At 67.0% G+C, this 21,803-nt stretch carries 23 protein-coding genes; 13 read left to right on the plus strand and 10 right to left on the minus strand.

All coding sequences use genetic code 11. The annotated features are described in order from the left end of the window. Positions 1-43: 43 nt before the first annotated feature. From VGC47_13605 to VGC47_13615, 3 genes are all read right to left on the minus strand, one after another. On the minus strand, positions 44-1,000 hold the full coding sequence (locus VGC47_13605) for a TIGR03560 family F420-dependent LLM class oxidoreductase (GenBank protein HEX9856344.1): 957 nt from the start codon (positions 998-1,000) through the stop codon (positions 44-46). Between the two features lie 146 nt (positions 1,001-1,146). Next, positions 1,147-1,626, minus strand: coding sequence for an SRPBCC family protein (locus tag VGC47_13610; protein ID HEX9856345.1), 480 nt, complete (start codon positions 1,624-1,626; stop codon positions 1,147-1,149). Then, a complete protein-coding gene (locus tag VGC47_13615; GenBank protein HEX9856346.1) occupies positions 1,623-1,961 on the minus strand; it encodes a metalloregulator ArsR/SmtB family transcription factor in 339 nt (112 codons plus the stop codon). The genes VGC47_13610 and VGC47_13615 overlap by 4 nt, the downstream gene beginning before the upstream one ends. Before the next feature lie 397 nt (positions 1,962-2,358). Between VGC47_13615 and VGC47_13620 the strand changes: the two genes are divergently transcribed. Both VGC47_13620 and VGC47_13625 read left to right on the plus strand, forming a co-directional pair. Further along, on the plus strand, positions 2,359-3,543 hold the full coding sequence (locus tag VGC47_13620) for a glycosyltransferase (GenBank protein ID HEX9856347.1): 1,185 nt from the start codon (positions 2,359-2,361) through the stop codon (positions 3,541-3,543). 106 nt (positions 3,544-3,649) lie between these two features. Further along, a complete protein-coding gene (locus VGC47_13625; GenBank protein ID HEX9856348.1) occupies positions 3,650-4,621 on the plus strand; it encodes a glycosyltransferase in 972 nt (323 codons plus the stop codon). Positions 4,622-4,768: 147 nt separating this feature from the next. On the opposite strand, the gene VGC47_13630 is transcribed toward VGC47_13625, so the two are convergent. Next, positions 4,769-4,912 carry a hypothetical protein gene (locus VGC47_13630; GenBank protein HEX9856349.1) on the minus strand — a complete coding sequence of 48 codons (144 nt, stop codon included), beginning with the start codon at positions 4,910-4,912 and terminating at the stop codon, positions 4,769-4,771. A gap of 176 nt (positions 4,913-5,088) precedes the next feature. Here VGC47_13630 and VGC47_13635 point away from each other — a divergent pair, with 176 nt between their 5' ends. After that, complete coding sequence (locus tag VGC47_13635; protein ID HEX9856350.1) at positions 5,089-5,505, plus strand: nuclear transport factor 2 family protein; 417 nt, start codon at positions 5,089-5,091, stop codon at positions 5,503-5,505. Positions 5,506-5,584: 79 nt separating this feature from the next. Here VGC47_13635 and VGC47_13640 read toward each other — a convergent pair whose 3' ends face one another. Further along, on the minus strand, positions 5,585-6,220 hold the full coding sequence (locus tag VGC47_13640) for a helix-turn-helix domain-containing protein (protein ID HEX9856351.1): 636 nt from the start codon (positions 6,218-6,220) through the stop codon (positions 5,585-5,587). Further along, positions 6,217-6,915 carry an SDR family oxidoreductase gene (locus VGC47_13645; GenBank protein ID HEX9856352.1) on the minus strand — a complete coding sequence of 233 codons (699 nt, stop codon included), beginning with the start codon at positions 6,913-6,915 and terminating at the stop codon, positions 6,217-6,219. Before VGC47_13645 ends, VGC47_13640 begins: the two co-directional genes overlap by 4 nt. Before the next feature lie 390 nt (positions 6,916-7,305). Here VGC47_13645 and VGC47_13650 point away from each other — a divergent pair, with 390 nt between their 5' ends. The 6 genes from VGC47_13650 (at position 7,306) to VGC47_13675 (ending at position 16,232) form a co-directional block, all read left to right on the plus strand. Continuing rightward, on the plus strand, positions 7,306-8,211 hold the full coding sequence (locus VGC47_13650) for a cupin domain-containing protein (GenBank protein HEX9856353.1): 906 nt from the start codon (positions 7,306-7,308) through the stop codon (positions 8,209-8,211). Positions 8,212-8,320: 109 nt separating this feature from the next. Continuing rightward, entirely contained in the window at positions 8,321-9,661 is a 1,341-nt protein-coding gene (locus tag VGC47_13655) for an amidohydrolase family protein (protein HEX9856354.1), read from the plus strand. After that, positions 9,658-10,710: an ABC transporter permease gene (locus VGC47_13660; GenBank protein ID HEX9856355.1), complete on the plus strand. Its 1,053-nt coding sequence runs from the start codon at positions 9,658-9,660 to the stop codon at positions 10,708-10,710. The genes VGC47_13655 and VGC47_13660 overlap by 4 nt, the downstream gene beginning before the upstream one ends. 76 nt (positions 10,711-10,786) lie before the next feature. Further along, entirely contained in the window at positions 10,787-12,190 is a 1,404-nt protein-coding gene (locus tag VGC47_13665) for a substrate-binding domain-containing protein (protein ID HEX9856356.1), read from the plus strand. Positions 12,191-12,219: 29 nt separating this feature from the next. Further along, positions 12,220-13,785, plus strand: coding sequence for a sugar ABC transporter ATP-binding protein (locus VGC47_13670; protein ID HEX9856357.1), 1,566 nt, complete (start codon positions 12,220-12,222; stop codon positions 13,783-13,785). Further along, on the plus strand, positions 13,782-16,232 hold the full coding sequence (locus VGC47_13675; protein ID HEX9856358.1) for an amidohydrolase family protein: 2,451 nt from the start codon (positions 13,782-13,784) through the stop codon (positions 16,230-16,232). Before VGC47_13670 ends, VGC47_13675 begins: the two co-directional genes overlap by 4 nt. Before the next feature lie 27 nt (positions 16,233-16,259). Here the strand turns inward: VGC47_13675 and VGC47_13680 are convergent, their stop codons facing one another. From VGC47_13680 to VGC47_13690, 3 genes are all read right to left on the minus strand, one after another. Further along, a complete protein-coding gene (locus tag VGC47_13680; protein HEX9856359.1) occupies positions 16,260-16,883 on the minus strand; it encodes a hypothetical protein in 624 nt (207 codons plus the stop codon). Between the two features lie 40 nt (positions 16,884-16,923). Then, positions 16,924-17,115 (minus strand): hypothetical protein, encoded by a 192-nt coding sequence (locus VGC47_13685; protein HEX9856360.1) that lies wholly within the window; start codon positions 17,113-17,115, stop codon positions 16,924-16,926. A 101-nt stretch (positions 17,116-17,216) separates the two neighbouring features. Further along, positions 17,217-17,774 carry a dihydrofolate reductase family protein gene (locus VGC47_13690; GenBank protein ID HEX9856361.1) on the minus strand — a complete coding sequence of 186 codons (558 nt, stop codon included), beginning with the start codon at positions 17,772-17,774 and terminating at the stop codon, positions 17,217-17,219. Positions 17,775-17,885: 111 nt separating this feature from the next. Here VGC47_13690 and VGC47_13695 point away from each other — a divergent pair, with 111 nt between their 5' ends. The 3 genes from VGC47_13695 (at position 17,886) to VGC47_13705 (ending at position 20,562) form a co-directional block, all read left to right on the plus strand. Continuing rightward, positions 17,886-18,584, plus strand: coding sequence for a TetR/AcrR family transcriptional regulator C-terminal domain-containing protein (locus VGC47_13695; protein HEX9856362.1), 699 nt, complete (start codon positions 17,886-17,888; stop codon positions 18,582-18,584). A 146-nt stretch (positions 18,585-18,730) separates the two neighbouring features. Next, complete coding sequence (locus VGC47_13700; protein ID HEX9856363.1) at positions 18,731-19,756, plus strand: ATP-binding cassette domain-containing protein; 1,026 nt, start codon at positions 18,731-18,733, stop codon at positions 19,754-19,756. Further along, on the plus strand, positions 19,756-20,562 hold the full coding sequence (locus VGC47_13705; protein ID HEX9856364.1) for an ABC transporter permease: 807 nt from the start codon (positions 19,756-19,758) through the stop codon (positions 20,560-20,562). Before VGC47_13700 ends, VGC47_13705 begins: the two co-directional genes overlap by 1 nt. Before the next feature lie 11 nt (positions 20,563-20,573). Here the strand turns inward: VGC47_13705 and VGC47_13710 are convergent, their stop codons facing one another. After that, positions 20,574-20,924 (minus strand): SH3 domain-containing protein, encoded by a 351-nt coding sequence (locus tag VGC47_13710; protein ID HEX9856365.1) that lies wholly within the window; start codon positions 20,922-20,924, stop codon positions 20,574-20,576. A gap of 92 nt (positions 20,925-21,016) precedes the next feature. Between VGC47_13710 and VGC47_13715 the strand changes: the two genes are divergently transcribed. Then, complete coding sequence (locus tag VGC47_13715) at positions 21,017-21,793, plus strand: alpha/beta hydrolase (GenBank protein HEX9856366.1); 777 nt, start codon at positions 21,017-21,019, stop codon at positions 21,791-21,793. The last annotated feature ends 10 nt before the right edge of the window (positions 21,794-21,803 follow it).

Raw genomic sequence — 21,803 nt, forward strand, 5'->3', positions numbered from 1 at the left:
TACTCGGCTGGGACCTCGCAGAACCATCCGTGGCGTCCGCAACTCACCTCAGGTGAGGAAGGACGTCCGACGCCACCAGTTCGAGGCTGTCGTACCGGCCCATGTCGTAGAAGTAGAGCATCATCTCGACGCAGCCCGCTTGGCGGTACGCACCGAGGATCTCGGTGACCTCGCCGACGGTTCCGACGAGATGCTCCTCCCTGAACTCGTCCGGCGTGGTTCCGCGGCGCTCCGCCGCCACCTCGAGACGAGCTGCCACCTCAGCGTCGTCGCGACCCACGACCGACATGAGGTGCGCCGTCCTGCCGATCTCCTCGAAGTCGCGACCGACGGCCTCGCAATGGTCGGCGAGGATGCCCGACAGCTCGATGAACTCGGCGACGTCGCCCGAGAAGTTCGAGAAGTCACCGTACCGAGCGACGATCCGCAGCGTCCGCTTCGGCCCGCCGCCCGCGATCCACAGGGGCGGGTGGGGATGCTGCACGGAGCGGGGTCGCGTGATGGCGCCCTCGATCCGATAGTGCTCACCCGAGAAGTGGGCTTCGTCCTTGGTCCACATCTCGATGAGGACCTGGGCGGCTTCCTCGAGCATGTCGAGGCGGACCGACGCCCGCGGGAACTCGTAGCCGTAGCCCTTGAACTCCTTGTCCGACCATCCGGCGCCGATGCCGACATCGAGGCGGCCTCCGGCGATGGCGTCGACCGTCAGGGCTTGCTTGGCCAGCAGCGAGGGCGACCGGTAGGCGACACAGGTGCACATCTGACCTATCCGAACCCGCTCGGTGACGGTGGCGAGCGCCGCCATGAGGCTCCACGCCTCGAAGACGCTCTCCTGGGCGACCATGGGGTGAGTGTGGAAGTGGTCATAGACCCACAACGAGTCGTACCCGACCTCTTCGATGGTGCGCGCCGTGTCGAGGATCCGCGCCCACTGGTCCTCGACGGGAACTCCAACGAGGTCGAGCTTCCAGCCCTGCGGCACGAACGTCCCGAGACGCATCACGACTCCTCAATGGCGGCGAAACGACGAGGGAGGGACGGTAACCGAGGCTGGCCGCGTGGAAATGCGACCGGTGGCAGGTCAGGTCTCGAGTTCCAGCCCGACGCCGTCGTGGAGGTGCGATCCGGCATGGCGGGCTCGACGGGTCAACCTGCCAGCAGCTCGTCCAAACGCTCGTAGGCCTCGCGGAGGCCGTCCTCCATACCGCTGGCGACGAAGGCGTCGCGGCCCTCGAACGTGTCGACCAGCGACGTCGACGTCAGGAGGGTGCGGCCGTCGCCGGTGTCTTCGAAGACGAGACGCTCGAGAGCTACGCCGTCTGGAACCCCCTCGTACGTGAAGGTCTGGACGATCGTCTCCGACGGCCGCACTTCGTGGAAGCAGCCGTGGAATCCGTACTCGCTACCGTCGCTGACGTGCAGGTATCGATACGACCCTCCGGTGCGGCAGTCGAAGTGGTCGATCCGCATCTCGTGGCGGCGCGGCCCGAGCCACTGGACGACCAGCTCAGGATCGGTGTGAGCCCGAAAGACCTTCTCCCTGGGGGCGTCGAATCCCCGGATGATTCGGACGAGGGGGACGTCGGGGTCGGAGATGATCTCGGTCTCGTGGGTGTTCGTGGTCATCGCGGTGCTCCTGTCTCTGGTGGCATGGGTTCGATGTCGTCCGGCATGGTCCGGAGGAGGCCGTCGAGGCGGCGGTACCGCTCCTCGGCCCGGAGGCGGTAGCGCTCTATCCATTTGGTCATCAAGTCGAAGACCTCCGCTTCGAGGTGCACTGGGCGACGCTGGGCATCCTGGCTGCGGCTCACCAGTCCGGCACCCTCCAACACCTTGAGGTGCTTCGAGACCGCCTGCACGGTCACGTCGTAGGGCCGGGCCAGCTCGCCGACGGTGGCGTCTCCGATGGCGAGCCTCGCCACGATGTCGCGCCTGGTCGGGTCGGCCAATGCCGAGAACATCTTCGAAAGCGGATCTGCCGTCACACTCGCCCTCCATGTATTCAACCATTCGGTTGAATACGCGACCCTAGGGCTCGCGACTCCTTTCGTCAACCCAATGGTTGAGGAACTTCCCGCATCTCCGCAGCAACGGCCGCCCCGGCTGACCAGGGATCTCGCCGAGCATCGCCAGCGAAACCGTCGCAGCTGACGCGAGGAGCGCCGACTCTCATGGTCCCCCAGATCCGTGGGACGCCGACGGCCGGGTAGCCCGTGCAACGGAGTACGCTTGTTGGTGTTGGCGCCTCGGTCGCTGATTCACTTGCTCGCAGAACCTCCGCTTTGACATCCGGTTCTCCTGCTGGAAGGTGATCCACCTCGGCTCGCCTCCTAGTGGGCGCCATCAGGGAAGGATGCAATGAGAAACGGCGCGCATGGTTCGTCGATCGGCTTCGTGAGCACGTATCCGCCGACGGTTTGCGGGTTGGCCAGCTTCACGGCTTCGCTGGTCGACGCCGTTGCCCTGGGTCGCGGTTCTCGGGCCGGCCTCGGGGTCGTCGACGTCGGTGACAACTGGGCGGACGCCTCACGACGGGATGTGGTGTTCCACCACTCGATCGGACACGGCCCCTCATTGGAGCGGGCGACGCGGATACTGAACTCGTACGACACGGTGTCGATTCAGCACGAGTTCGGGATCTTCTCCGGACCCGACGGTGATGAGGTTCTCGACCTCGTCTCCGGGCTCACGGTTCCGACGGCCGTCACGTTTCACACGGTGCTCGACGAGCCGAGCCGCCATCAGAGGACGATCATCCGACATCTCGCCGAACGTGCCGACCGGTCTGTGGTGATGAGCGAGACCGCAGCTGACAGGCTCATCCGTCGGTACGGCTCCGACCCGGATCGGATCGAGGTCATCCCACACGGCGCCGATGCCCTCTTCGGCGGACCTTCGCTGGTCGCCGGCGACCGCCCGCTCGTTCTGACCTGGGGTCTGATCGGGCCCGGCAAGGGCTTGGAGTGGGTGATCGAGGCCTTCGCCGGCCTGGCCGATCTGGAGCCCCTTCCCCGCTACCTGATCGCCGGTGCAACCCACCCCCACGTCATCGAGTCCTCCGGCGAGGCGTACCGGGAAGGCTTGGTCTCGCTCGTGCGCCGTCTCGGGTTGGAGGAGATGATCGAGTTCGACGACCGGTACCTCGACCGCAGGAGTCTCGCCCTCATGGTGCGGAGCGCCGATCTCGTCGTCCTCCCGTACGCATCGACCGAACAGGTGACGTCCGGGGTATTGGTGGAGGCGATCGCCGCGGCGAAGCCGGTGATCGCCACCCGGTTTCCCCATGCGGTGGAACTGCTCTCTGAAGGAGCCGGAATCACCGTGCCGCATGGCGATCCCGCCTCGATGACGTCCGAGCTGCGACGCCTGCTGACCGACCGCCGGTTGACGTCGCGTATGCGAATGGATGCTCGCAGGCTGGCGGACGGCTGGTTCTGGCCCACCATCGGACGGCGATTCGGCTCGATGATGTCAGACATGGCAGACGCCCGACGGTCTGCTCACCGGCGTGCGGGCCAGGAGGTGGCGCGTGTCGCCGGATGAATGGGCCGACCGGTCGGGCCATCCTGCTGCCCCGTCGTCCGGCTGGCGGACACGATTGCCGGCGCCGGCATTCGATCACCTCGCGCGGCTCACCGACACAACGGGGTTGTGGGAACACGCGCGGGCTTCGACACCACGCATCGAGCACGGCTTTTGCACCGACGACAACGCCAGGGCCCTCATCGTCGTGTCACGAGAACCGGCGCCGTCCGACGGCGTCGTGGATCTCGCTGCCACGTATCTCGAGTTCGTGCTGGAGGCCCGAACCGCCTCAGGTCGATTTCACAATCGCCGCAACGCAAGCGGAGCCTGGACCGACGACGTCGGCGGCGACGACTGCCAGGGTCGCGCCTGGTGGGGGCTGGGCACGGTTGCCCGGCTCGGGCACCTGCCGTGGATGCGTCAGGCCGGCGCAGACGCCTTCGCCACCTGCACGTCGTTCGACTCGCCTCACCTGCGCGCCAATGCGTACGCCGCCCTCGGCGCGGTCGAGATGCTGGCGGCCGACCCGCTCCACCGAGCCGCCACGGAACTGCTCGAGCACACCTCGGGTGTCTTGCTCGACGCGGCGCGCAGGACGATCCCGTGGCCCGAGGCGCGCCTCACCTACGACAACGCGCGGTTGCCCGAGGCTCTGCTGGCGGCTGGAGCGACGCTGCATCGCCGCCATCTGATCCTCGTAGGCATTCGGCTGCTCGAGTGGTTGGCCCGAGTCGAGACGACGGGCGACCACTTCAGCTTCACTCCCAACACCGGGTGGGCACTTGGTGACCCGCGCCCCGACTTCGACCAGCAGCCGATCGAGGCGTGGGCGATGGCCGAGGCCTGCCACAGGGCATGGTTGGTGACCGGCGAGGGGGCGTGGAGGGTCCGTGCGCTCAGGGCCGCCCAATGGCTCGTGGGGCGCAACGACACGGGGATGACGCTCTACGACGACGCGACCGGGTCCACGTGCGACGGGTTGATGGAGAATGCGGTCAACGAGAACCGCGGGGCCGAGTCGACGCTCGCCGGCATCGGCGCCCTGCAGATCGCAGCCGAATACGCCGCCGCAGCTCCTGGTGCCACGACCATGTGACTGGGGCCAAGCCCTGTACCTCGGGACGGCTGTACCTCGGGACGGCGGGGACGATGCCGGGCACGCCACGGCGGGGTGCCGGATACGGCTGGATCACGAGACCGATCGACTCACCGCGTCGTGACGGCGATGCGGTCGCCGGCTCCGTCAGTGCCCGAAGGTGCGGCCAACCGATTGGTTGGCGCTGCTGTCGTGAGCCTCTCGTTTCGCCTTCTTGTCGAGGCGCTTTTCCTTGAGACCCTTGGCGGCCGCCTTCTTGCTGCTCCTGCCGCCCTTGTCCTTGGTTCCCATCAGTGCCTCCCGGCCGGCGACCGAAACGGTCGCCACAAGCCATTCTCCCACACGAGGACGGCGACGGCTCCCGCCGCATGGTCGCCCGGCGGCCACCACCTGCGGGTTGGGGCCTCGCTACGCTCGGCGGCCCGGGCCACGCGGTGCTCGGTGGACCGATCGACGAGGAGGCGGGGTTGGACATCATCGACAGGCACTTCGCCGCCGAGAACGCCCACGACGTCCAGGCGACGCTGGATACGTACACCGACGACATCGTCTGGGACGACGTCACCCACCCCGATGCGCCGTTCCACGGGAAGGAAGCGGTCGGGAATGTGTACTCCTCGATCATCGACGCCATCCCGGATGTCGTGCTCGACTCGGTCAAGCGATTCACCGGGGAGGGCGGACGATTCGTCGTCGACGAGTCCGTCCTCACCGGCCATGTGCGCGGTGAGTGGGCCGGCATGGACGGGGCCGGAGCACCGGTCGAGGTGCGGATCCTCCACATCTTCGAACTGCGCGACGGGCTCATCTGTTACGAGAACGCCTGGTTCAACGCAGCCGATGTGCAGAGACAGATCCTCGATTGGAAAGCCACCGCCGGGTGACCGGCCCATCCCGGTTCGCTCGAGCGGTCGCTCCGAGAACGGGCCAGTCGAACGGGACGGGAAGGAACGCCCTCGGGCGTCAGACGGGAGCGGCGTTCCCACTCTCGCGCCCGACCACGAACCAGATGGCGTGAACCGGGACGTCCCCCTTGTTGAAGAGGCGGTGAGGCCTGGTGGAGTCGAAGGCGATCGAGTGGCCCGGTGTCAACTCGTACTCGTGGAAGCCGATCTGGATACCGAGCGTGCCGGACATCACATAGCCGTACTCGCGCCCGTGATGGCGCATCAGCGACTCATCCGGTGTCGACGAGCCGCCCACCTCGTAGGTGGCGTGCAGGAAGTCGACCCCGTCCTCCGACGTGGCAGTGAGCTCTTCCCACCTCACTCCGGACTCCAGGTCGATCCACTGACGGTCCTCGGGACGAACGAGCGGCGATTCCTCATCCGCTGAAGCGACAGGGCGATCGCTGTCGTCGTAGTCGTCGCCCCTGATCACTCGGTCGAGGGACACGTTCAGCTCGGTGACGATGGCGTACAGGGTGCCCACGGAGGGCTTCGAGAGGCCGCTCTCCACCTGCGAGATCATGCTGGCCGACAAGCCCAGCCGTCTGGCGAGCTCGCGCTGGCTGATGCCGGCGTTGGTTCGCTCTTCGCGGAGCCGATCTCCGATCCGCTCGAGATTGTCGAGGAGGTCCGCCCGTTGCCCGTCGCTCACATCAACATCCATCCGCCGTCGACATAGAGGTTGATCCCGTTCATTGCCTTGTTCTCGAGGAGGAAGGCGGTGGCGTCGACCACATCGGCCATGGTGGCGAGGCGCCCTGTTGGTGTCTGGCGGACCACGGCGTCCAACTGCTTGCCTTCCCAGAACGGGCTGTCACCGACGATCCCGGGATGAATGGCGTTGAAGCGGATGGGCGCCAGCTCGATCGCCAGCGTTCGGATGAGGCTGCTGACTCCTCCGTTGACGGTGGTCACGGTGGTGGAGCCCGGGTACGGCCGATCCTTGGCTCGGCCGCCGAACAGAACCACGGAGCTGTCGGTCGAGAGCCTGTCGATGAGGGTGTGGATCGTCTGCGTGTATCCGACCAGCTTCATCGTCGTGAGGTACAGGGCCGACGCCACCGTGTAGTCGCGGATCGGATTGTTGTCTCTGGCGATGGCAGCGAGGACGAGCCGTGAGACCGGTCCCACCTCGCTGAGCGAGCCGGCGATCGACTCGGGGTCGCTCAGGTCGATCCCGAGGCTCGTGACGCCGTCACCGATGCCGGCGGCGATCTCGGCCGACCGCGCCGGGTCGCGACCGGTGATGATCACAGGTGCGTCACGTGCCTGGTAGTGGCGAGCGACCTCCCGTCCCAGGCCACCCGTCCCGCCGACGATGAGAACTGAGCCCTCGGCCAATGTCACGACTCCTCGCCTCGAAGTGAACTGAGCATATACGTCCGGGCTCGCCGTGTGCAGTGAGGCTGAACGATCCGGCCATCGGACCCGCATCGTCCCTACCCGTCATCGAGATCCAGAGCCGTGGCAGGCACGGAGCTGTCCCAGACACGGTATGGCCGGTGCGACGAGGATTCCGTCATTTTGCATGGCTCAGGAGGGCAGTCCGTGTGTAGTGTCACTGATCGTGAGGGGAACTCCGATCCTGTCGTGGCAGTGATCGGCCTCGATTGGACGGGAGGCGCCGGTCGCTGAGAGCGGCGAGACCGTCCCCCAGCCGGATTAGAGCGGCAGAGGGGTGAGGGATGGGGAGCCCAAGACTCGAGCCCGAGCCTTCCTCGGGGGTGAAGAGGTCTGATGGCCGATCACATCGTCAAGAGCGCAGGTGATCTGCGGTACTCGACACCGGTCGAGTTCTCGGACAAGAGCCGCGGGTACAGCGCCGACTCGGTTGTCGACGAAGCGGGCGGGGCGGTTCAGATGGGCTTTCGCGTTGCCAGGCTCGAGCCCGGTGGTCGAGTAGAAAGCCATCTCCACTCGTTCGAGGAGTCGCTCTACGTGGTAGACGGCTCGCTGATCGTCACAACGCCGGAAGGCGCCTTCGAGCTGACCTCCGGCGACTACGGACTGCTGCCTGTCGGCGTCGTCCACTCGTTCAGCAACACCTCGGCGCTGCCGGTCTCGTTCGCCGAGATGAAGGCGCCGTTGCCTCGTCAGAGTGCCGCCTTCGACACTCACTTCACCGCCTCCCTCCCGAGCGGCCCCGCCAGGGTCATCGATGTCCGAGATCCGCGCAACCGTCGCTTCGGTCACATCGACGCCGAATCGATGGATCCGGCCATGCAGACCCAGGACCGTCTGGCGGTCAGTGCCAGCATGCGGACTGCGCTGCTGGTCTACAGCGGCATCAGCGTCAAGATGATGGTCGACTCGGACCTGGGCGCCGACCTCTCGACGATGTTCATGGTGCAGTACGAGCTCGGAGGGTTCGCCGGTGCCCACGACCATCCTCTCGAGGAGGCCTATCTGATCCTGGATGGGGAGGTCGAGGCGGCGTTCGATGGCACGACGTACCAGCTCGGTCCCGGGGACGTCGCCTGGGCCGGTGTGGGATGCGTCCACGAGTTCCGCAACATCGGAACTGGCCGCGTCACATGGCTGGAAACGCAAGCGCCCCAGCCCCCGGCGAGGCACTCGTACCGATTCGCCCGCGACTGGGCGTACCTCGAAGCCGCCCTCGCCGAAGAAGCCCAGGGCGGGTGACCATGGGGCGAACTATGGCCGGTTCTGGCGCGACATGCAGGTCTCTGGGAGCGATGGCTGTCGCACGGGAAGCGCGACGACAGCGCCTGCGATCGTCACGGAGCAGGTCGTGACCTCGAAGACCCTGATCCGCGGCGGCTACGTCCTCACTCTGGGGGCCAAGACAGCCAACCTCGCCGAGGGCGACGTTCTCGTCGAGGACGGCACAGTCGTCGAAGTCGGTCCCGGGTTGCGTGACCGTGACGCCGAGGTCGTGGACGCCTCGGGCACCATCGTCATGCCGGGGTTCGTCGACACCCACCGACATGTCTGGAAGTCGCTCTTCAAGAGTCTCGGTGACGGCGGCTCCGATGGGGCGGGCCCGGTGCCGGCGGCAGTCGTCGGGCATCACCATCGCCCGGAGGACGTCTACGCCGCCACCCTCACCGGGTTGCTGGGGGCGGTCGAGGCAGGTATCACAACCGTCGTCGATTGGTCCGACATCCAGTTCGACGCCCGATACACCGATGCCGCCCTGCAGGCGCACGCCGACGCCGGGCTGCGGACGGTGTTCGTCCACTCCGCCCCGCACTGGGCCGAGAGCCACGAGGATGTCAGACCGGCGTTGCGCCGTCTCGCCGGCATGAGCGCCAGCGCCCCGGGGTCGCCGACCACGTTCGCCTACGGGCCGATCGATCCGAAGCGGTCCGACCTCGACCGCGCCGCCGACGAGTGGGCCTTGGCCCGAGAGCTCGGCCTCCGCATCCATGCCCACGCCGGCTCGGAGGCGTCCGACCGAGGCGTCGTCTCCTCTTTGGCCGAGCGTGGCCTCCTCGGCGAGGACGTCACGCTCGTCCACTGCTCCCACCTGGACGACGCCGAGCTCGACGCCATCGCCTCGACCCGGACTGCGGTGTCGGTGACGCCTGCGAGTGACATGGCCGGGGGTCGAGGGAGGCCCCCGACCCAGCAGCTGATCGACCGAGGCATCCGGCCCGGACTCGGCGTCGACGACGAACGGGTGGCGCCGGGTGACATGTTCGCCCAGATGCGGGCGTTGATCTCGCTCCAGCACGCCACGCTTTTCGACCTCAAGCTCGCCGGGAAGGGCGGAATCCCGAATCTCCTCAGCACCCGAGACGTGATCCGCTACGCCACGCTCGACGGCGCTCGCACCGCCGGCCTCGGTGGCGTCACCGGATCGATCGAGCCGGGCAAGCAGGCGGACATCGTCGTGCTGCGCGCCGACCGCCCGAACGTCTTCCCGATCAACGACCCGATCGGTGCAGTGGTGTGGGGCATGGACACGTCGAACCTCGACTCGGTCTTCGTAGCAGGCAGGGCACTCATGCGCGGCGGCGTCCTCCAGGCAGACGTGGCACGGGCCCGAAAGCTGGCGACCGCGGCACAGGGCCGAGTCGGCGCCGCCGCCGGGCTGATCGTGGGGACGGTCTCAGGAGGTGAGCGGTGACCACGACCCGCGCTCCGTCCGCCGCCATCACCTCCTTCGTCGTCGCTTCTCGCTACCTGCCGGTCTACCTGGCGCTCCTCCTGCTCCTGGTCGTCGCATCGATCTGGGCTCCGGCGGCGCTGAGCGAAGTCGCCATCCGTGCCATGCTCCCTTACGGAGCCCTGCTGGCCGTGACTGCCCTCGGCCAGATGCTGGTGATCATGACCGGCGGCATCGACCTCAGCATTCCCGGCACGATGAGCCTGGCTGCCGTGATCGTCGTCGGGGTCGGTGGCGGTTCGAACGAGAACCTCGGGATCGCTCTGGCCGCCGCCCTCGGCGCCGCCGCCCTCGTCGGACTGGTCAACGGCATCCTCATCGGCGCCCTCAAGCTCAACGCGCTCATCGTCACCCTGGCCGTCGGCCAGATCGTGATCGGCTTCGTCAGCCGGTACAGCGCACGGTTCCCCGTGCAGAGCCCGGTGCCGCCGGCGCTGTCCGACTGGACCTCGAGTCGCGTCTTCGGAGCCAGCCCGGTCTTCTGGCTGGGGGTGGCGTTGACGATCGTCCTCATCGTCGGGCTGCGCTACACGAACATCGGCCGGAGGTTCCAGGCGGTGGGAGCGAACCCGGTGGCGTCTTCGGTGGTTGGGGTGCGCGTCAGCCTGAATCAGATCCTGGTGTACGCCGTCGCTGCGGTGTTCTACGCCGCGGCAGGGATCGCCCTGGCCGGCCTCCTTCGCAGTCCGGGAGCAAGCGTCGGCGGCCAGTACCTGCTCGGGCCCATCGCCGCGGTCGTGATCGGCGGCGCCTCACTCACCGGGGGCCTGGCCAGCCCCCTCTCAACGTTCGCCGCCGCCTTCTTCCTCACCGGCCTCAATCAGATGATGCGGACCATGGGCCTGCCGACGGCTCTCCAGTTCGTGGTGTTCGGCCTGGTCATCATCGGCGGCATGCTGGTTTCGGGCGATCGGATCATCAAAGGCGTGGAGCGGCTGCTCCGCGAACGGCGACGATCGAGTCATCCGGAAGTACGAAAAACGGTGAGCTCCATCGACGAGACGGGTTGAGAAAGGAGACGCGCATCCTGACGAGTCTCAATCGGAAGACGAGGACAAGAGCCAACGGCTCTCTTGGAGGAGGAACATGAAACCGAGCAGAATCATCGGCCTCTTGGCCGTGTTCGTGCTCGTCGCGGCTGCCTGCGGCGGCGACGGCGACGACACCACGACCACGGTCGGCGGCGGAGAGACGACGACGACGGCCGCAGCAGCCCCGAGCACGACTGCCGCCGGCGGCGGGGAGTCGACCACTACCACGGCGGCGGCGACCACCACCGCGGCCCCGAGTGACAACCCGCTCGCCGATTACGGCGAGACTCTCGATGCGGATCCGGCGCTGATCGACAAGGCACTGGGACCGGTGACGCCATCGGACGAGGCGAGCTGGAACATCATCCTGGCGTCGGTGGCCCGCGCCAACCAGGACCTCGATCAGGCCAGGATCGACAAGGCGATCGAGTGCTGGAGCAACCAGGAGTGTGACACCGGAAGCGGCGGTGAGCTGGTGATGGGTTATGCCGACGGTGGCGGCAACACCGTCAACGTGTGGCGGGCAGTCAGTCACATGGAGGCAATCCTCCAGGCCCTCACCTACCCCGAGATCGGAGCCATCGTCTCGACCGCGGCCGACTTCAACCCTGATGTGGCCGTCCACGTCAACGACATCCGGTTCCTGATCCAGCGGGGCGTCGACTTCATCGTCGGCTACCCGGATCAGGGTGTGGGCCTGGCCGACGTCGTTCGCGAGGCAGAGGCGGCCGGCATCGAGTACATCGCCTTCTCGGCCGGCTACGTCGGTCTTCCCGATCAGCAAGGCGCCCTCATCCCAGGTGAGGACCATCTGACCGTGGTCGGCGAGGACCTGTGTGATCTCGGCGAGAGCTTCGCCACCGTCTTGAACGATGGGGTCGGCACCGGCGAGGTGGCACTCCTGGGCGGCACCCCGGGGAACGCTCTGTCGCTCGGATGGCAGCGATGCACCATCGATGCTCTCGGCGGCGAGGTGGAGCTGGCGAACCCACCGGCCAACGCTGACAGCACCACCGGCGACACCAGCTGGTTCCCGCCGATCATCCCGGACGTGTTCCGCGGGCTGCTCTCCACCAACCCCGACATCAAGGGCTGGGCCTACGAGTACGCCGATGGGATGTTCTTCGGGCTCCCCGTGTTCACCGAGCTGGGAATCTCCCTGGAGGGAACGACCATGGCCCTGCGCACGGACGAGCAGAGCCTGTTCTGCGATTGGGCCGAGCGCAACGACCCGACGTACAACATCTTCTACTCGGCCGGTGGCAACTTCCAGTCTCGGATCGGAGTCACCGCAGCCATGCTCGACGAGAAAGGGGCCGAGGTCCCAGGCCAGATCATCGTGCCGCACGTGATGCGACAAGTGACGGCCGACGACTGCAACCCGGATCGGGCGACCGAGGCCGTGTCCGGGACGTCGCTGGTGCCCGACCCGGTGCTGCGACTCATGTTCGGCGGCTGATGAGCGAGGGCGATCCGAGAGGAGGGTCGATGCCGGGTGACGTCGTCCTCGAGCTGACGGGTGTGTCCCGCCAGTTCGGGGCGGTCCGAGCGCTGACCGACGTCAGCTTCGACTGCCGCGCCGGCGAGGTCCACGCCGTCGTCGGCGAGAACGGCTCCGGCAAGTCGACCCTCCTCGGGATCGCCAGCGGGTTCGTCGACCCCGATCTGGGCACCGTCCAGATCGGGGGCAGAACCCTCCGTCGCGACTCTCCTGCGTTGGCCAGGCGGCTGGGCCTGGCAATGGCCTATCAGGACACATCGCTCGTCCTGGCCGAGCCGGTGAAGAACAACCTCTATCTGGCGGCACCAGAGGAGCAGCGGCCTCCGTACTGGCGGAGGAAGAGATGGGCGAGGAAGCTGCTCGCCGATTTCGATCTCGATCTCGAGTTGTTCCCCGATGCCCCCGCAGGCCTACTCACCTTGGCCGACCGCCAGCTCTTCGAGGTCGCCAAGGCGCTGGTCACCGACCCGAAGGTGCTCCTCCTCGACGAGCCGACCACGGCGTTGGGACCGGACGAGGTCGAGGCGCTCCATCGCACCGTCGCCGCATGCCGGGCCCGGGGAGTCGGTGTTGTGTACGTGAGCCACCGCCTGCCCGAGGTCCTGGAGATCGCCGACCGGATCACCGTCCTCCGGGACGGCCGCAAGCAAGGCACCTTCGACGCTCGCCGGACCACCGAAGCGGAGCTGGTCGAGCTGATCGTCGGCCGCCCCTTCGAGGCGGCCTTTCCTCCACCCGCTCTCTTGGAAGCCGAGCGCCGCGACGTCCTCACCGTCGAAGGGCTCCAGGGCCAGTCGTTCGGTCCGGTCAGCTTCACCCTGGAGAACGGAGAGATCGTCGGCATCGCCGGAGCCGAGGGAAACGGCCAAGCACAGCTCTTCGACTGCCTCGCCGGCCGCCAAGCACCCAAGGCCGGGCGCGTGGTGTGCGACGGTCGGGAACTGTCACTCGTCTCCACCCACGAGGCGGTGCGGGCCGGTCTCATGCTGCTGCCCGGCGACCGCAAGCACGAAGCGCTCATGACGGTGCTCGGGGTCAAGGTGAACGCGACCATCCAGTCTCTGCGCCGCTTCTCCGCCTTCGGGTTGCTCCGAAGACGGGCGGAGCGGCGTACCGTCTCCGACCTGGTCGAACAGCTGGAGATCAGGACGCCGTCGCTCGACCAGCCGGTCGAGTTCCTCTCCGGCGGCAACCAGCAGAAGGTCTCGGTGGCCAGGTCATTCCTCAGGGAACCCGTGGTGATCATGGCGTACGAGCCAACTCAGGGCGTCGACGTCGGCTCCCGGTTCGACATCTACAACGCGCTGCGGGCCAGAACGGATGTCGGGACCGCACTCCTCGTCAAGTCGAGCGACCCAATCGAGCTGGCCGGACTCTGTGACCGGGTTCTGGTCATGTCACGAGGACAGTTCATCGAGGAGATCCCCGGCGACGAGCTCACCGAACTGCGCATCGTCGAGGCGATCGTGCGAGGCCCTGGCCTCTCCAAGGCGGGACGTTCTCCGCTCGGTGTCGCCATGCCCAAGGCGCCACCTGTCAAGGAAGCACCGTGAGCACACGCGTCGACTCGGCGAGGCGCGCCGTCAGGAAGGTGATCCGCGACGCCCGCGACAAGAACAAATGGAGGAAGATCGTCAAGTTCCGGCTGTGGATGCCGGTCGCCCTCCAGCTGCTGTTGATCGGTGCTCTGCTCTGGTACACGACGACACGGTTCCCCGGCTTCATCAACGCCACCAACGTCGAGCAGATCCTCATCCTGGCCCTTCCCCTGATCGTGGTGACGATCGCCCAGACCCATGCCCTGCTCGTCGGCTACCTCGACCTCTCGGTAGGAGCGATGATCAGCCTCGGTGTGGTTCTCGCATCGTTCTACATAGGTGCCGAGGCGAGCATGTCCCAGATCTTCCTCGGAACCGGGCTCATCCTCCTCTGTGGAGTCGCTCTCGGTCTCGTCAACGCCACCCTCATCCGCGGCTTCAAGATCCCGTCGATCATCGCCACCCTGGCCACGCTCAGCATCCTGGACGGCATCGCGCTCACCCGGCGCCCGACCGCCCAGGGCGTGATCAGCGGCGACCTCGTTTCCTTCCTCACCGCGAGCATCGGACCCATCCCGGTGGCCTTCATCGTGATCGTCCTCGGCGCCGCCCTGCTCGACCTGTGGCTCCACGGATCCGGATCGGGCCTCGCTCTGCGATCTGTCGGATTCGACGAGCGCTCGGCGAAGCGAGGAGGCGTCAGCACCAATTGGCTGCGAGTGCGTGCCCTCCTCCTCTCCGCGGTGCTGGCGGCCGTCGCTTCGTTCTTCGTCATGGCTCGATCGCCGATCGGCAACGCTCAGGTCGGCTCCACGTTCGCGCTCAACAGCATCACCGCGGCCGTGCTCGGCGGGGCGGCGCTGGCCGGGGGAAGAGCGACGTTCATCGGCGGCACAGTGGCGGCGGTCCTCCTCGCCCTCATCCTCACCGTCCTGCCCTACCTCGGCCTCTCAGCCAACGACGGCGCCATGATCATCGGCGTCCTCGTCCTGATCGGGATCGTCCTCTTCCAGGCGGGAGACCTCAAGGAGCTGGTGAAGCGCAACTACAAGCGGGCTCGACGCCTCGTCATCGGCAGCCGCGCCGCCAAGCAGGCAGAGCTCCCCGCCTACTACCCGGCAGGCATCGATTTCAGCGTCGTTTCGACCGATCGCAAGCTGATCAAGGGCGGAACGGTGCTCAGCATGGACCCGAGCGTCGGCGACTTCACCGGGGACGTGCTGATCGACGGCGCCACCATCGTCCGGGTCGGCCCTGAGCTGAGCAATGGCGAGGTGGAGGTGATCGACGCTACCGGAATGATCGTCATGCCCGGGTTCGTCGACACCCACCGCCATATCTGGGAAGGCTTGCTTCGCAACATCGGCACCGACGTGCCTCTCGAAGGACGCAACGGCTACATCTCGTTCGTGCTCCACAAGCTGGCGCCCGCCTTTCGGCCCCAGGACGCTTACGTCGGCAACCTGGTCTCCGCGCTCGGAGCGATCGACGCCGGGATCACGACGCTGCTCGACTGGTCGCACATCCAGGGCTCTCCCGCCCATACCGATGCCGTCATCCAGGCGCTGAAGGACTCGGGGATGAGGGCCGTTTTCGCCTACGGGTTCCCGTGGTGGGGGAAGTGGGAGGAGCGGCAGCCGAGCTGGTTCGTCAGGGCCGCCACCGAGCACTTCTCGTCGAAGGACCAGATGCTCACGCTGGCCCTGGCGGCGCCCGGCCCGGAGTTCACAGATTTCGAGGTGTCACGAGACCATTGGAAGCTGGCCAGGGAGACGGGGGCAAGGATCACCACGCATGTGGGAGTGGGCAGCTACGGCCAGGACGCCAAGGTCCAGGAGATGGGCAAGGCGGGGCTTCTAGGTCCGGACACGACCTACATCCACTGCACGACGCTCAACGACACCGAGATCCAGATGATCGTCGACACCGGCGGTACCGTTTCGCTGGCGTCTCCCGTCGAGATGATGATGGGCCACGGGATGCCTCCGATCCAGAAGTTCCTCGACAGGGGTCTGCGTCCCAGCCTCAGCATCGACGTCGAGACCAACGTGCCGAACGACATGTTCAATCAGATGCGCTCGGTGCTCGGCCTGCAGCGGGCCCTGGCCTCCGCAGAGGGCAAGGCGCCCATGGCCACTCGCGACGTCTTGGCTTGTGCCACGGTCGAGGGCGCCAGGGCGAATGGCCTCGAGTCGAAGGTCGGCACCCTGACCCCCGGCAAGCAGGCGGACGTGATCATGCTCCGCACCGACCGCATGAACGTCACACCGCTCAACGATCCGGCTGCCGCCGTCGTCGCCTCCATGGACACCAGCAATGTGGAAACCGTCCTGATCGGCGGCCGGGTGATGAAGCGCCACGGGCAACTCCTCCACGTCGACTGGCCTGCGGTTCGCCGCGCCGTGCTGGAATCCCGCGACTACGTCGTTGAGAAGTCGGGGTTCAAGCTACCCAAGGTCTGAACCCACCGCGGCGGAGCGACCGGCAGTTCACTCGGTCTCTCCGTTGCTGCTCCGAGCCCTCCCCTCGGTGCGCTCCGTGCCCGCAGCCGCGACGACACCCGCCCGCCACCCGGGAGCGCGGCCCCCGGGCGGTGGCTCGAGGTCGTCGACCCGCAACCCGCTCCGAGTCAGCAGCCACGAGATCACCGAGTTCGAGTTCCACATCTCCCCCGTCCCCAGCTCGTCGCGACCCCACAGGAGGGGCGGCACCGCTGCCACCAGGTCGAGAAGCCGTCGCGCCAGCAGCGGGTCGTCGCTGACGAGTAGCGGGCTCGCAACCGCCTCGCCGACGTCCGGGATCACCCCGTCCCGCCAGCAGCGCACCTCGTACCGGAAGGCGCGGAACCGGGCGATCCGGCGGCCGCCGACCGGGCCCTCGACCAGGACCCCACGCGATGCGCTGTCGGTGTCTGGACTGGGCCAAGCGTTCTCGATGGTGAACCGTCCATCGGGCACGTTCACCTCGAGCGCCGTGTGGTAGAGATCGAGAGGGCGCCTCCGCTCGAGGCGCGCCTTGATCGCCTCGTATACCCGCCCGTTCAACCGAACGAAGCCGGCGCCCCCTGCACCGAGCGGGATCCAATACAGGTCGATCCTGGTTTCGCCGGGCACTCTTTGATCACCACCTAGAATGTCGATCGGCGGACGGGTGTCAGGCGGGATCGCGCCGACGATCATCGCTCCCGCGGTGGGAGTGTCCGCCGAACAACACGTTGAAGACGACTCCGAAGGCCAGCAGCGCCACCAACCCCCATCCGAGGCTGTTGGTGAGCACCCAGACGATCGTCATCGTGGCCAGCCCTCCGATCGTCATGAGCACGACCCAGCGCACGTTGCGGCTCATGGATGCAGGTTATCTCCCGCGTTGGTGCCGCCCGTAGGGCCGTAGGACCCGGCCTCACTGCATGTCGCGGCGTCGACTTTTGACGCTCCGGCTGCCGGGCGTCAGACCCGCCGGTAATGGAGGTAGACGACGTGCGAGGCGAACGTCCGTGTCTCGACCAGTTCCAGGTCGAACCTCTCGTCCAATGTCGGAAAGTATGGTGTGCCGCCCCCCAACACGATTGGACTCATGAAGAGCCCGTACTCGTCGACCAGGCCCATCCTCGTCAGGCTGGACGCCAGGCCGGCGCCCCCGACGCCCAGGTCCTTACCCGGCTGTTCCTTCAGCCGGGCGACCTCATCGGCTACGCCGTCTCTCACCAATCTGGCATTGCCCTCGACGGCCTCGAGCGTCCTCGAGAACACGACCTTGGGCAGGCTCCTCCAGATGTGGGCGAACTCGAGCTCGGGGTCTGAGGTCCATCGTTCCTCATCGCCGGATTCCCAGACCAGCATCTCCTCGTAGAGCCGCCGTCCGAGGAGGTGCGCGCCCAATTCGAGGGTCCGTGCGTTGTGGAACCGATGCAGCTCCTCGTCCGGCGCCGACCAGTCGATCTCGCCGCCGCGCCCGGCGATGAAGCCGTCGAGCGATACTGTCATCGAGTAGATGAGCTTCCGCATGATGGACCTCCTCGTTCGACAGCCATTCTGCTCGCCCTGCGACGTGACGGGATTGCCGAGTGCCGGGCTCAGACTTACCTTGTACGTTAAGATGAGGGCAACGGAGCCAGGATGTCCACAGACACCAATCCAGTGACCCGAGTCCCGCTGAGCAGATCGCGGGTGCTGCGAGCCGCGGTGGGCCTCGCCGACCGAGGCGGCATCAAGTCGCTCACGATGCGCAACCTCGCCCAGGAGCTCGGCGTCGAGGCAATGTCGCTCTACTACCACGTGGCCAACAAGGACGAGATCCTCGATGGTGTCGCCGAGCTCGTCGTCGAGGACGTCAACGAGGCGGTGGGTGCCATCAGCGGGCCTTCCGCGCAGGACGACTGGAAGACGGTCATGCGCGCCAGGATCCTCACGGCGCGCGACGTCTTCCTCCGCCATCCTTGGGCGCCTGGGTTGCTCGAGAGCCGGAATGCCATGAGCCCGGCGACCGTCAGATACTTCAACGGGCTCCTTGGGATCTTCCGCCAAGGGGGCTTCTCCTACGACCTGGCGCACCACGCCATGCACGCCCTCGGCAGCCGGGCGATGGGCTTCGCCCAGGAGATGTTCGAGCCGGACACCGAGGACGGCGGCGATGATGCGGCGACCGCCATCCTCGAGGAGATGGCAGACCAACTTCCATACATCGTGGAGATGATGATGGAGGTCGCCCACGACGACCCCGATTCGACCCTCGGTTGGTGTGACGACCAAACCGAGTTCGAGTTCGGGCTCGACCTCATTCTCGACGGGCTCGAGAGGCTCCGCGACAAGCCCTGACCTCCGGCCTCTTGTCTATCCGGGTATGACGCCAACCGGCCCGCCGTGCCGATCTCCTTGACAGTCTTACGGCGTATGGTTACCTTACGTCGTACAACTTACAACGTACGACGGTGTTCGTACGTCAATCGGGAGGAAACACAAGCATGATCCACACCACCGAGTCGCCCTGGGAAGGCGACGTCATCGAGGCTCGGGGCCTCATGAAGCGCTATGGCGACGTGGTCGCCCTCGACGGGCTCGACCTGACGGTCCCGGAAGGGACGATCCTCGGCCTGCTCGGCCCCAACGGAGCCGGGAAGACGACCGCCGTGTCCATCTTGACAACGCTCATCGAGCCCGACGCCGGGACGGCGCGCGTCGCCGGAGCGGACGTTGCGGCGTCGCCCCGCGAGGTGCGGAAGCGCATCGGCCTGTCTGGTCAATACGCCGCCGTGGACGAGCACCTCACCGGATTCGAGAACCTCGACATGATCGGGCGGCTCTATCACCTCGGGAGCCGGGCCGCGAAGAAGCGGGCACGCGAGCTGCTCGACAGGTTTGACCTCGCCGACGCGGCGGACCGCCCCGTCAAGACCTATTCCGGTGGGATGCGGCGGCGCCTCGACCTCGCCGGCGCTCTCGTGGCGGAGGCTCCCGTTCTCTTCCTCGACGAGCCGACGACTGGGTTGGATCCGAGGAGCCGAGCCCAGCTGTGGGCCGTGATCGGCGACCTGGTCGGTCGCGGTGCGACGGTGCTCCTCACGACCCAGTACATGGAGGAGGCGGACCAGCTCGCCGACGACATCGTCGTCATCGACCACGGCCGCGTGATCGCACATGGCACGGCGGATGAGCTGAAAGCGAAAGTCGGAGGCGAGCGCATCGAGGTTGCACTCCAGACGAGTGCCGGCGTCGACGAGGCGCACCGCGTGTTGGCTCGGTTCGCCCTGGACGCGCCGCGCATCGGGGAGCGCTCCGTGACGGTCGCCATCTCGGGTGGTGCCAGGACGTTCACTCGAGCCCTCCGGATGCTCGAAACCGCCGGCGTCGAGATGCACGACGTGGGGCTGCGACGGCCGACGCTCGACGACGTGTTCCTGTCCCTCACCGGCCACGGCGTCGACCGCGGCGAGAAGCTCGACCAAGCCTCGGGCAATGGGGAGCTCGTGTCGATGAAGGAGGTTCGCTGATGGAGCGGATCGGATATGCGATCGCCGACGGCGTCACCATCGCCAGGCGGAACGTCATCAAGGTGCGGCGGGTGCCCGAGATCCTCGTGTCCGTGCTGATCACTCCGCTGCTGTTCGTGCTGATGTTCGCCTATGTGTTCGGCAGCTCGATCGAGATCCCCGGCGGCTCGTATCGGGAGTTCCTCGTCGGCGGGGCGTTCGCCCTGACGCTGACGTTCGGCGCCACCTTCACGGGCGCCGGCCTGGCGGACGACATGCAGAAGGGCATCATCGACCGGTTCCGGTCACTGCCCATGTCACGCTCGGCGGTGGTCTTCGGACGAACAGCCAGCGACGTGATCTACAACGCGCTGTCGCTGCTGGTGATGGCGGGTGCCGGCTTGGCGGTCGGATGGCGGATCCACAACGGGATTGGAAAGGCCATGCTCGGTTTCGGGCTGCTGCTCCTGTTCGCCTACTCCATCTCGTGGGTCATGGCCTATGTCGGGCTCTTGGTTCCGAGCGTCGAGGTGGTGAACAACGCCTCGTTCATGGTGATCTTCCCGCTCACCTTCATCGCCAACACGTTCGTCCCCGCCGACAACCTGCCGACACCGCTGCGGGTGTTCGCTGAGTGGAACCCGGTTTCGGCGGTGACCCACGCTGCGCGCCAGCTCTTCGGCAACATCCCGCCGGGAGCGGCGGAGCCGACCGCTTGGTCGCTCCGGAACCCGGCGCTCTACGCGCTGCTCTGGATCGCGATCATCATCGCCGTGTTCGCACCACTGGCCGTGCGCCGATATCGCCGGTCGCGGGCGCGGGCATGAGTCGACCGGCTTCACGCCGTGGGCGCCACCGCTCGGGTCGGAACCCATCCCTCTCGGCCGGCGGCGTTGCGGCACCAGAGCCAGCCGCTCTCGTCGTCCCGCTCGAGAACCTCCAGCGTCTCCCCGGAGACGGTCGACAGCACGGTCGTGTCGTAGCGGGTGACGACCGTTGCCCACCCGGAGTCGGCGTCGAGGTAGCGGCTCGGCACCCACCCCTCACCGGTCTCCGTCGTCACCAAGACGAACGCCGGCCAGGTCGTGTCCCGTTCGCCCACCTGGACGCGGTCTCCGGACGCGACCTGGATCGGGGGGCGCGGCGAGATCTCGTGCGACTCGATCGCTCGCACTCGTCCCCCCGCCATGCTGCTCGACTCCGCCAAGTGTCCACCCGGTTCGGATCTGACGCTCCGCTCGCGATGCAATGTCCAGCCGGCCATGGTATGCGTGGGCCCTCATGACGAATGTCGCAGCCTCCGCCGACGGCGTCCCGGTGCGCTTCCATGTGGACGGCTCCGGGCTGCCGGCTCTGGTCTTCGTCCACGGATGGTCGTGCGACCGGACCTACTGGAGCCGCCAGGTGGGCACCTTCGCCGAGCGGCACCGAGTCGTCGCCGTCGACCTGGCGGGCCACGGGGAATCGGGCTCCGGCCGGAGTGCGTGGACGATGCCCGCATTCGGCGACGACGTGGCCGCGGTCGTGGAGAGCCTCCAGCTCGACGAGGCGGTGCTCATCGGCCACTCCATGGGCGGCGACGTCGTCGTCGAAGCTGCCCGCAAACTACCGGGTCGGGTCACCGGCCTCGTCTGGGTGGACACCTACAGGACGCTTGGAGAATCGAGAACGTCCGACCAACTCGAGGCGTTCATAGCTCCGTTCCGCCGCGACTTCGTCACGGCGACCCGCAGGCTCGTCCACACGTTCTTCGTGCCGTCGTCCGACCCCGACCTCGTCGAATGGGTGGCGTCCGACATGTCGTCCGCGCCCGTCGACGTCGCGGTCGACGCCCTGGAGCACGCCTTCACCAACGACGGAGCCGTCGTCTCCGGTCTGCGAGAGCTCGACCTCACGGTGGTTGCCATCAACCCGGACTACCGGCCGACCGACGTGGCGGCCCTCGGCGCCCACGGGGTGGGCACCGTGATCATGCCAGGGGTCGGGCACTTCCCGATGATGGAGGACCCCGACGCCTTCAACCGGCTCTTGGGACGGACGATCGAGGGGATGCCATGACGCGCCGAAG

It is taken from the genome of Acidimicrobiia bacterium (assembly GCA_036396535.1).
Lineage (GTDB): Bacteria > Actinomycetota > Acidimicrobiia > Spongiisociales > UBA5794 > DASWKR01.

Coding starts and splice junctions, on each gene's coding strand:
- VGC47_13605 (HEX9856344.1), bottom strand. CDS start 1,000: ATGCGTCTCGGGACGTTCGTGCCGCAGGGCTGGAAGCTCGACCTCGTT.
- VGC47_13685 (HEX9856360.1), bottom strand. CDS start 17,115: ATGAGCCGCAACGTGCGCTGGGTCGTGCTCATGACGATCGGAGGGCTG.
- VGC47_13650 (HEX9856353.1), top strand. CDS start 7,306: ATGGCCGATCACATCGTCAAGAGCGCAGGTGATCTGCGGTACTCGACA.
- VGC47_13710 (HEX9856365.1), bottom strand. CDS start 20,924: ATGGCGGGGGGACGAGTGCGAGCGATCGAGTCGCACGAGATCTCGCCG.
- VGC47_13665 (HEX9856356.1), top strand. CDS start 10,787: ATGAAACCGAGCAGAATCATCGGCCTCTTGGCCGTGTTCGTGCTCGTC.
- VGC47_13610 (HEX9856345.1), bottom strand. CDS start 1,626: ATGACCACGAACACCCACGAGACCGAGATCATCTCCGACCCCGACGTC.
- VGC47_13705 (HEX9856364.1), top strand. CDS start 19,756: ATGGAGCGGATCGGATATGCGATCGCCGACGGCGTCACCATCGCCAGG.
- VGC47_13670 (HEX9856357.1), top strand. CDS start 12,220: ATGCCGGGTGACGTCGTCCTCGAGCTGACGGGTGTGTCCCGCCAGTTC.
- VGC47_13620 (HEX9856347.1), top strand. CDS start 2,359: ATGAGAAACGGCGCGCATGGTTCGTCGATCGGCTTCGTGAGCACGTAT.
- VGC47_13700 (HEX9856363.1), top strand. CDS start 18,731: ATGATCCACACCACCGAGTCGCCCTGGGAAGGCGACGTCATCGAGGCT.
- VGC47_13715 (HEX9856366.1), top strand. CDS start 21,017: ATGACGAATGTCGCAGCCTCCGCCGACGGCGTCCCGGTGCGCTTCCAT.
- VGC47_13695 (HEX9856362.1), top strand. CDS start 17,886: ATGTCCACAGACACCAATCCAGTGACCCGAGTCCCGCTGAGCAGATCG.
- VGC47_13615 (HEX9856346.1), bottom strand. CDS start 1,961: ATGTTCTCGGCATTGGCCGACCCGACCAGGCGCGACATCGTGGCGAGG.
- VGC47_13630 (HEX9856349.1), bottom strand. CDS start 4,912: ATGGGAACCAAGGACAAGGGCGGCAGGAGCAGCAAGAAGGCGGCCGCC.
- VGC47_13690 (HEX9856361.1), bottom strand. CDS start 17,774: ATGCGGAAGCTCATCTACTCGATGACAGTATCGCTCGACGGCTTCATC.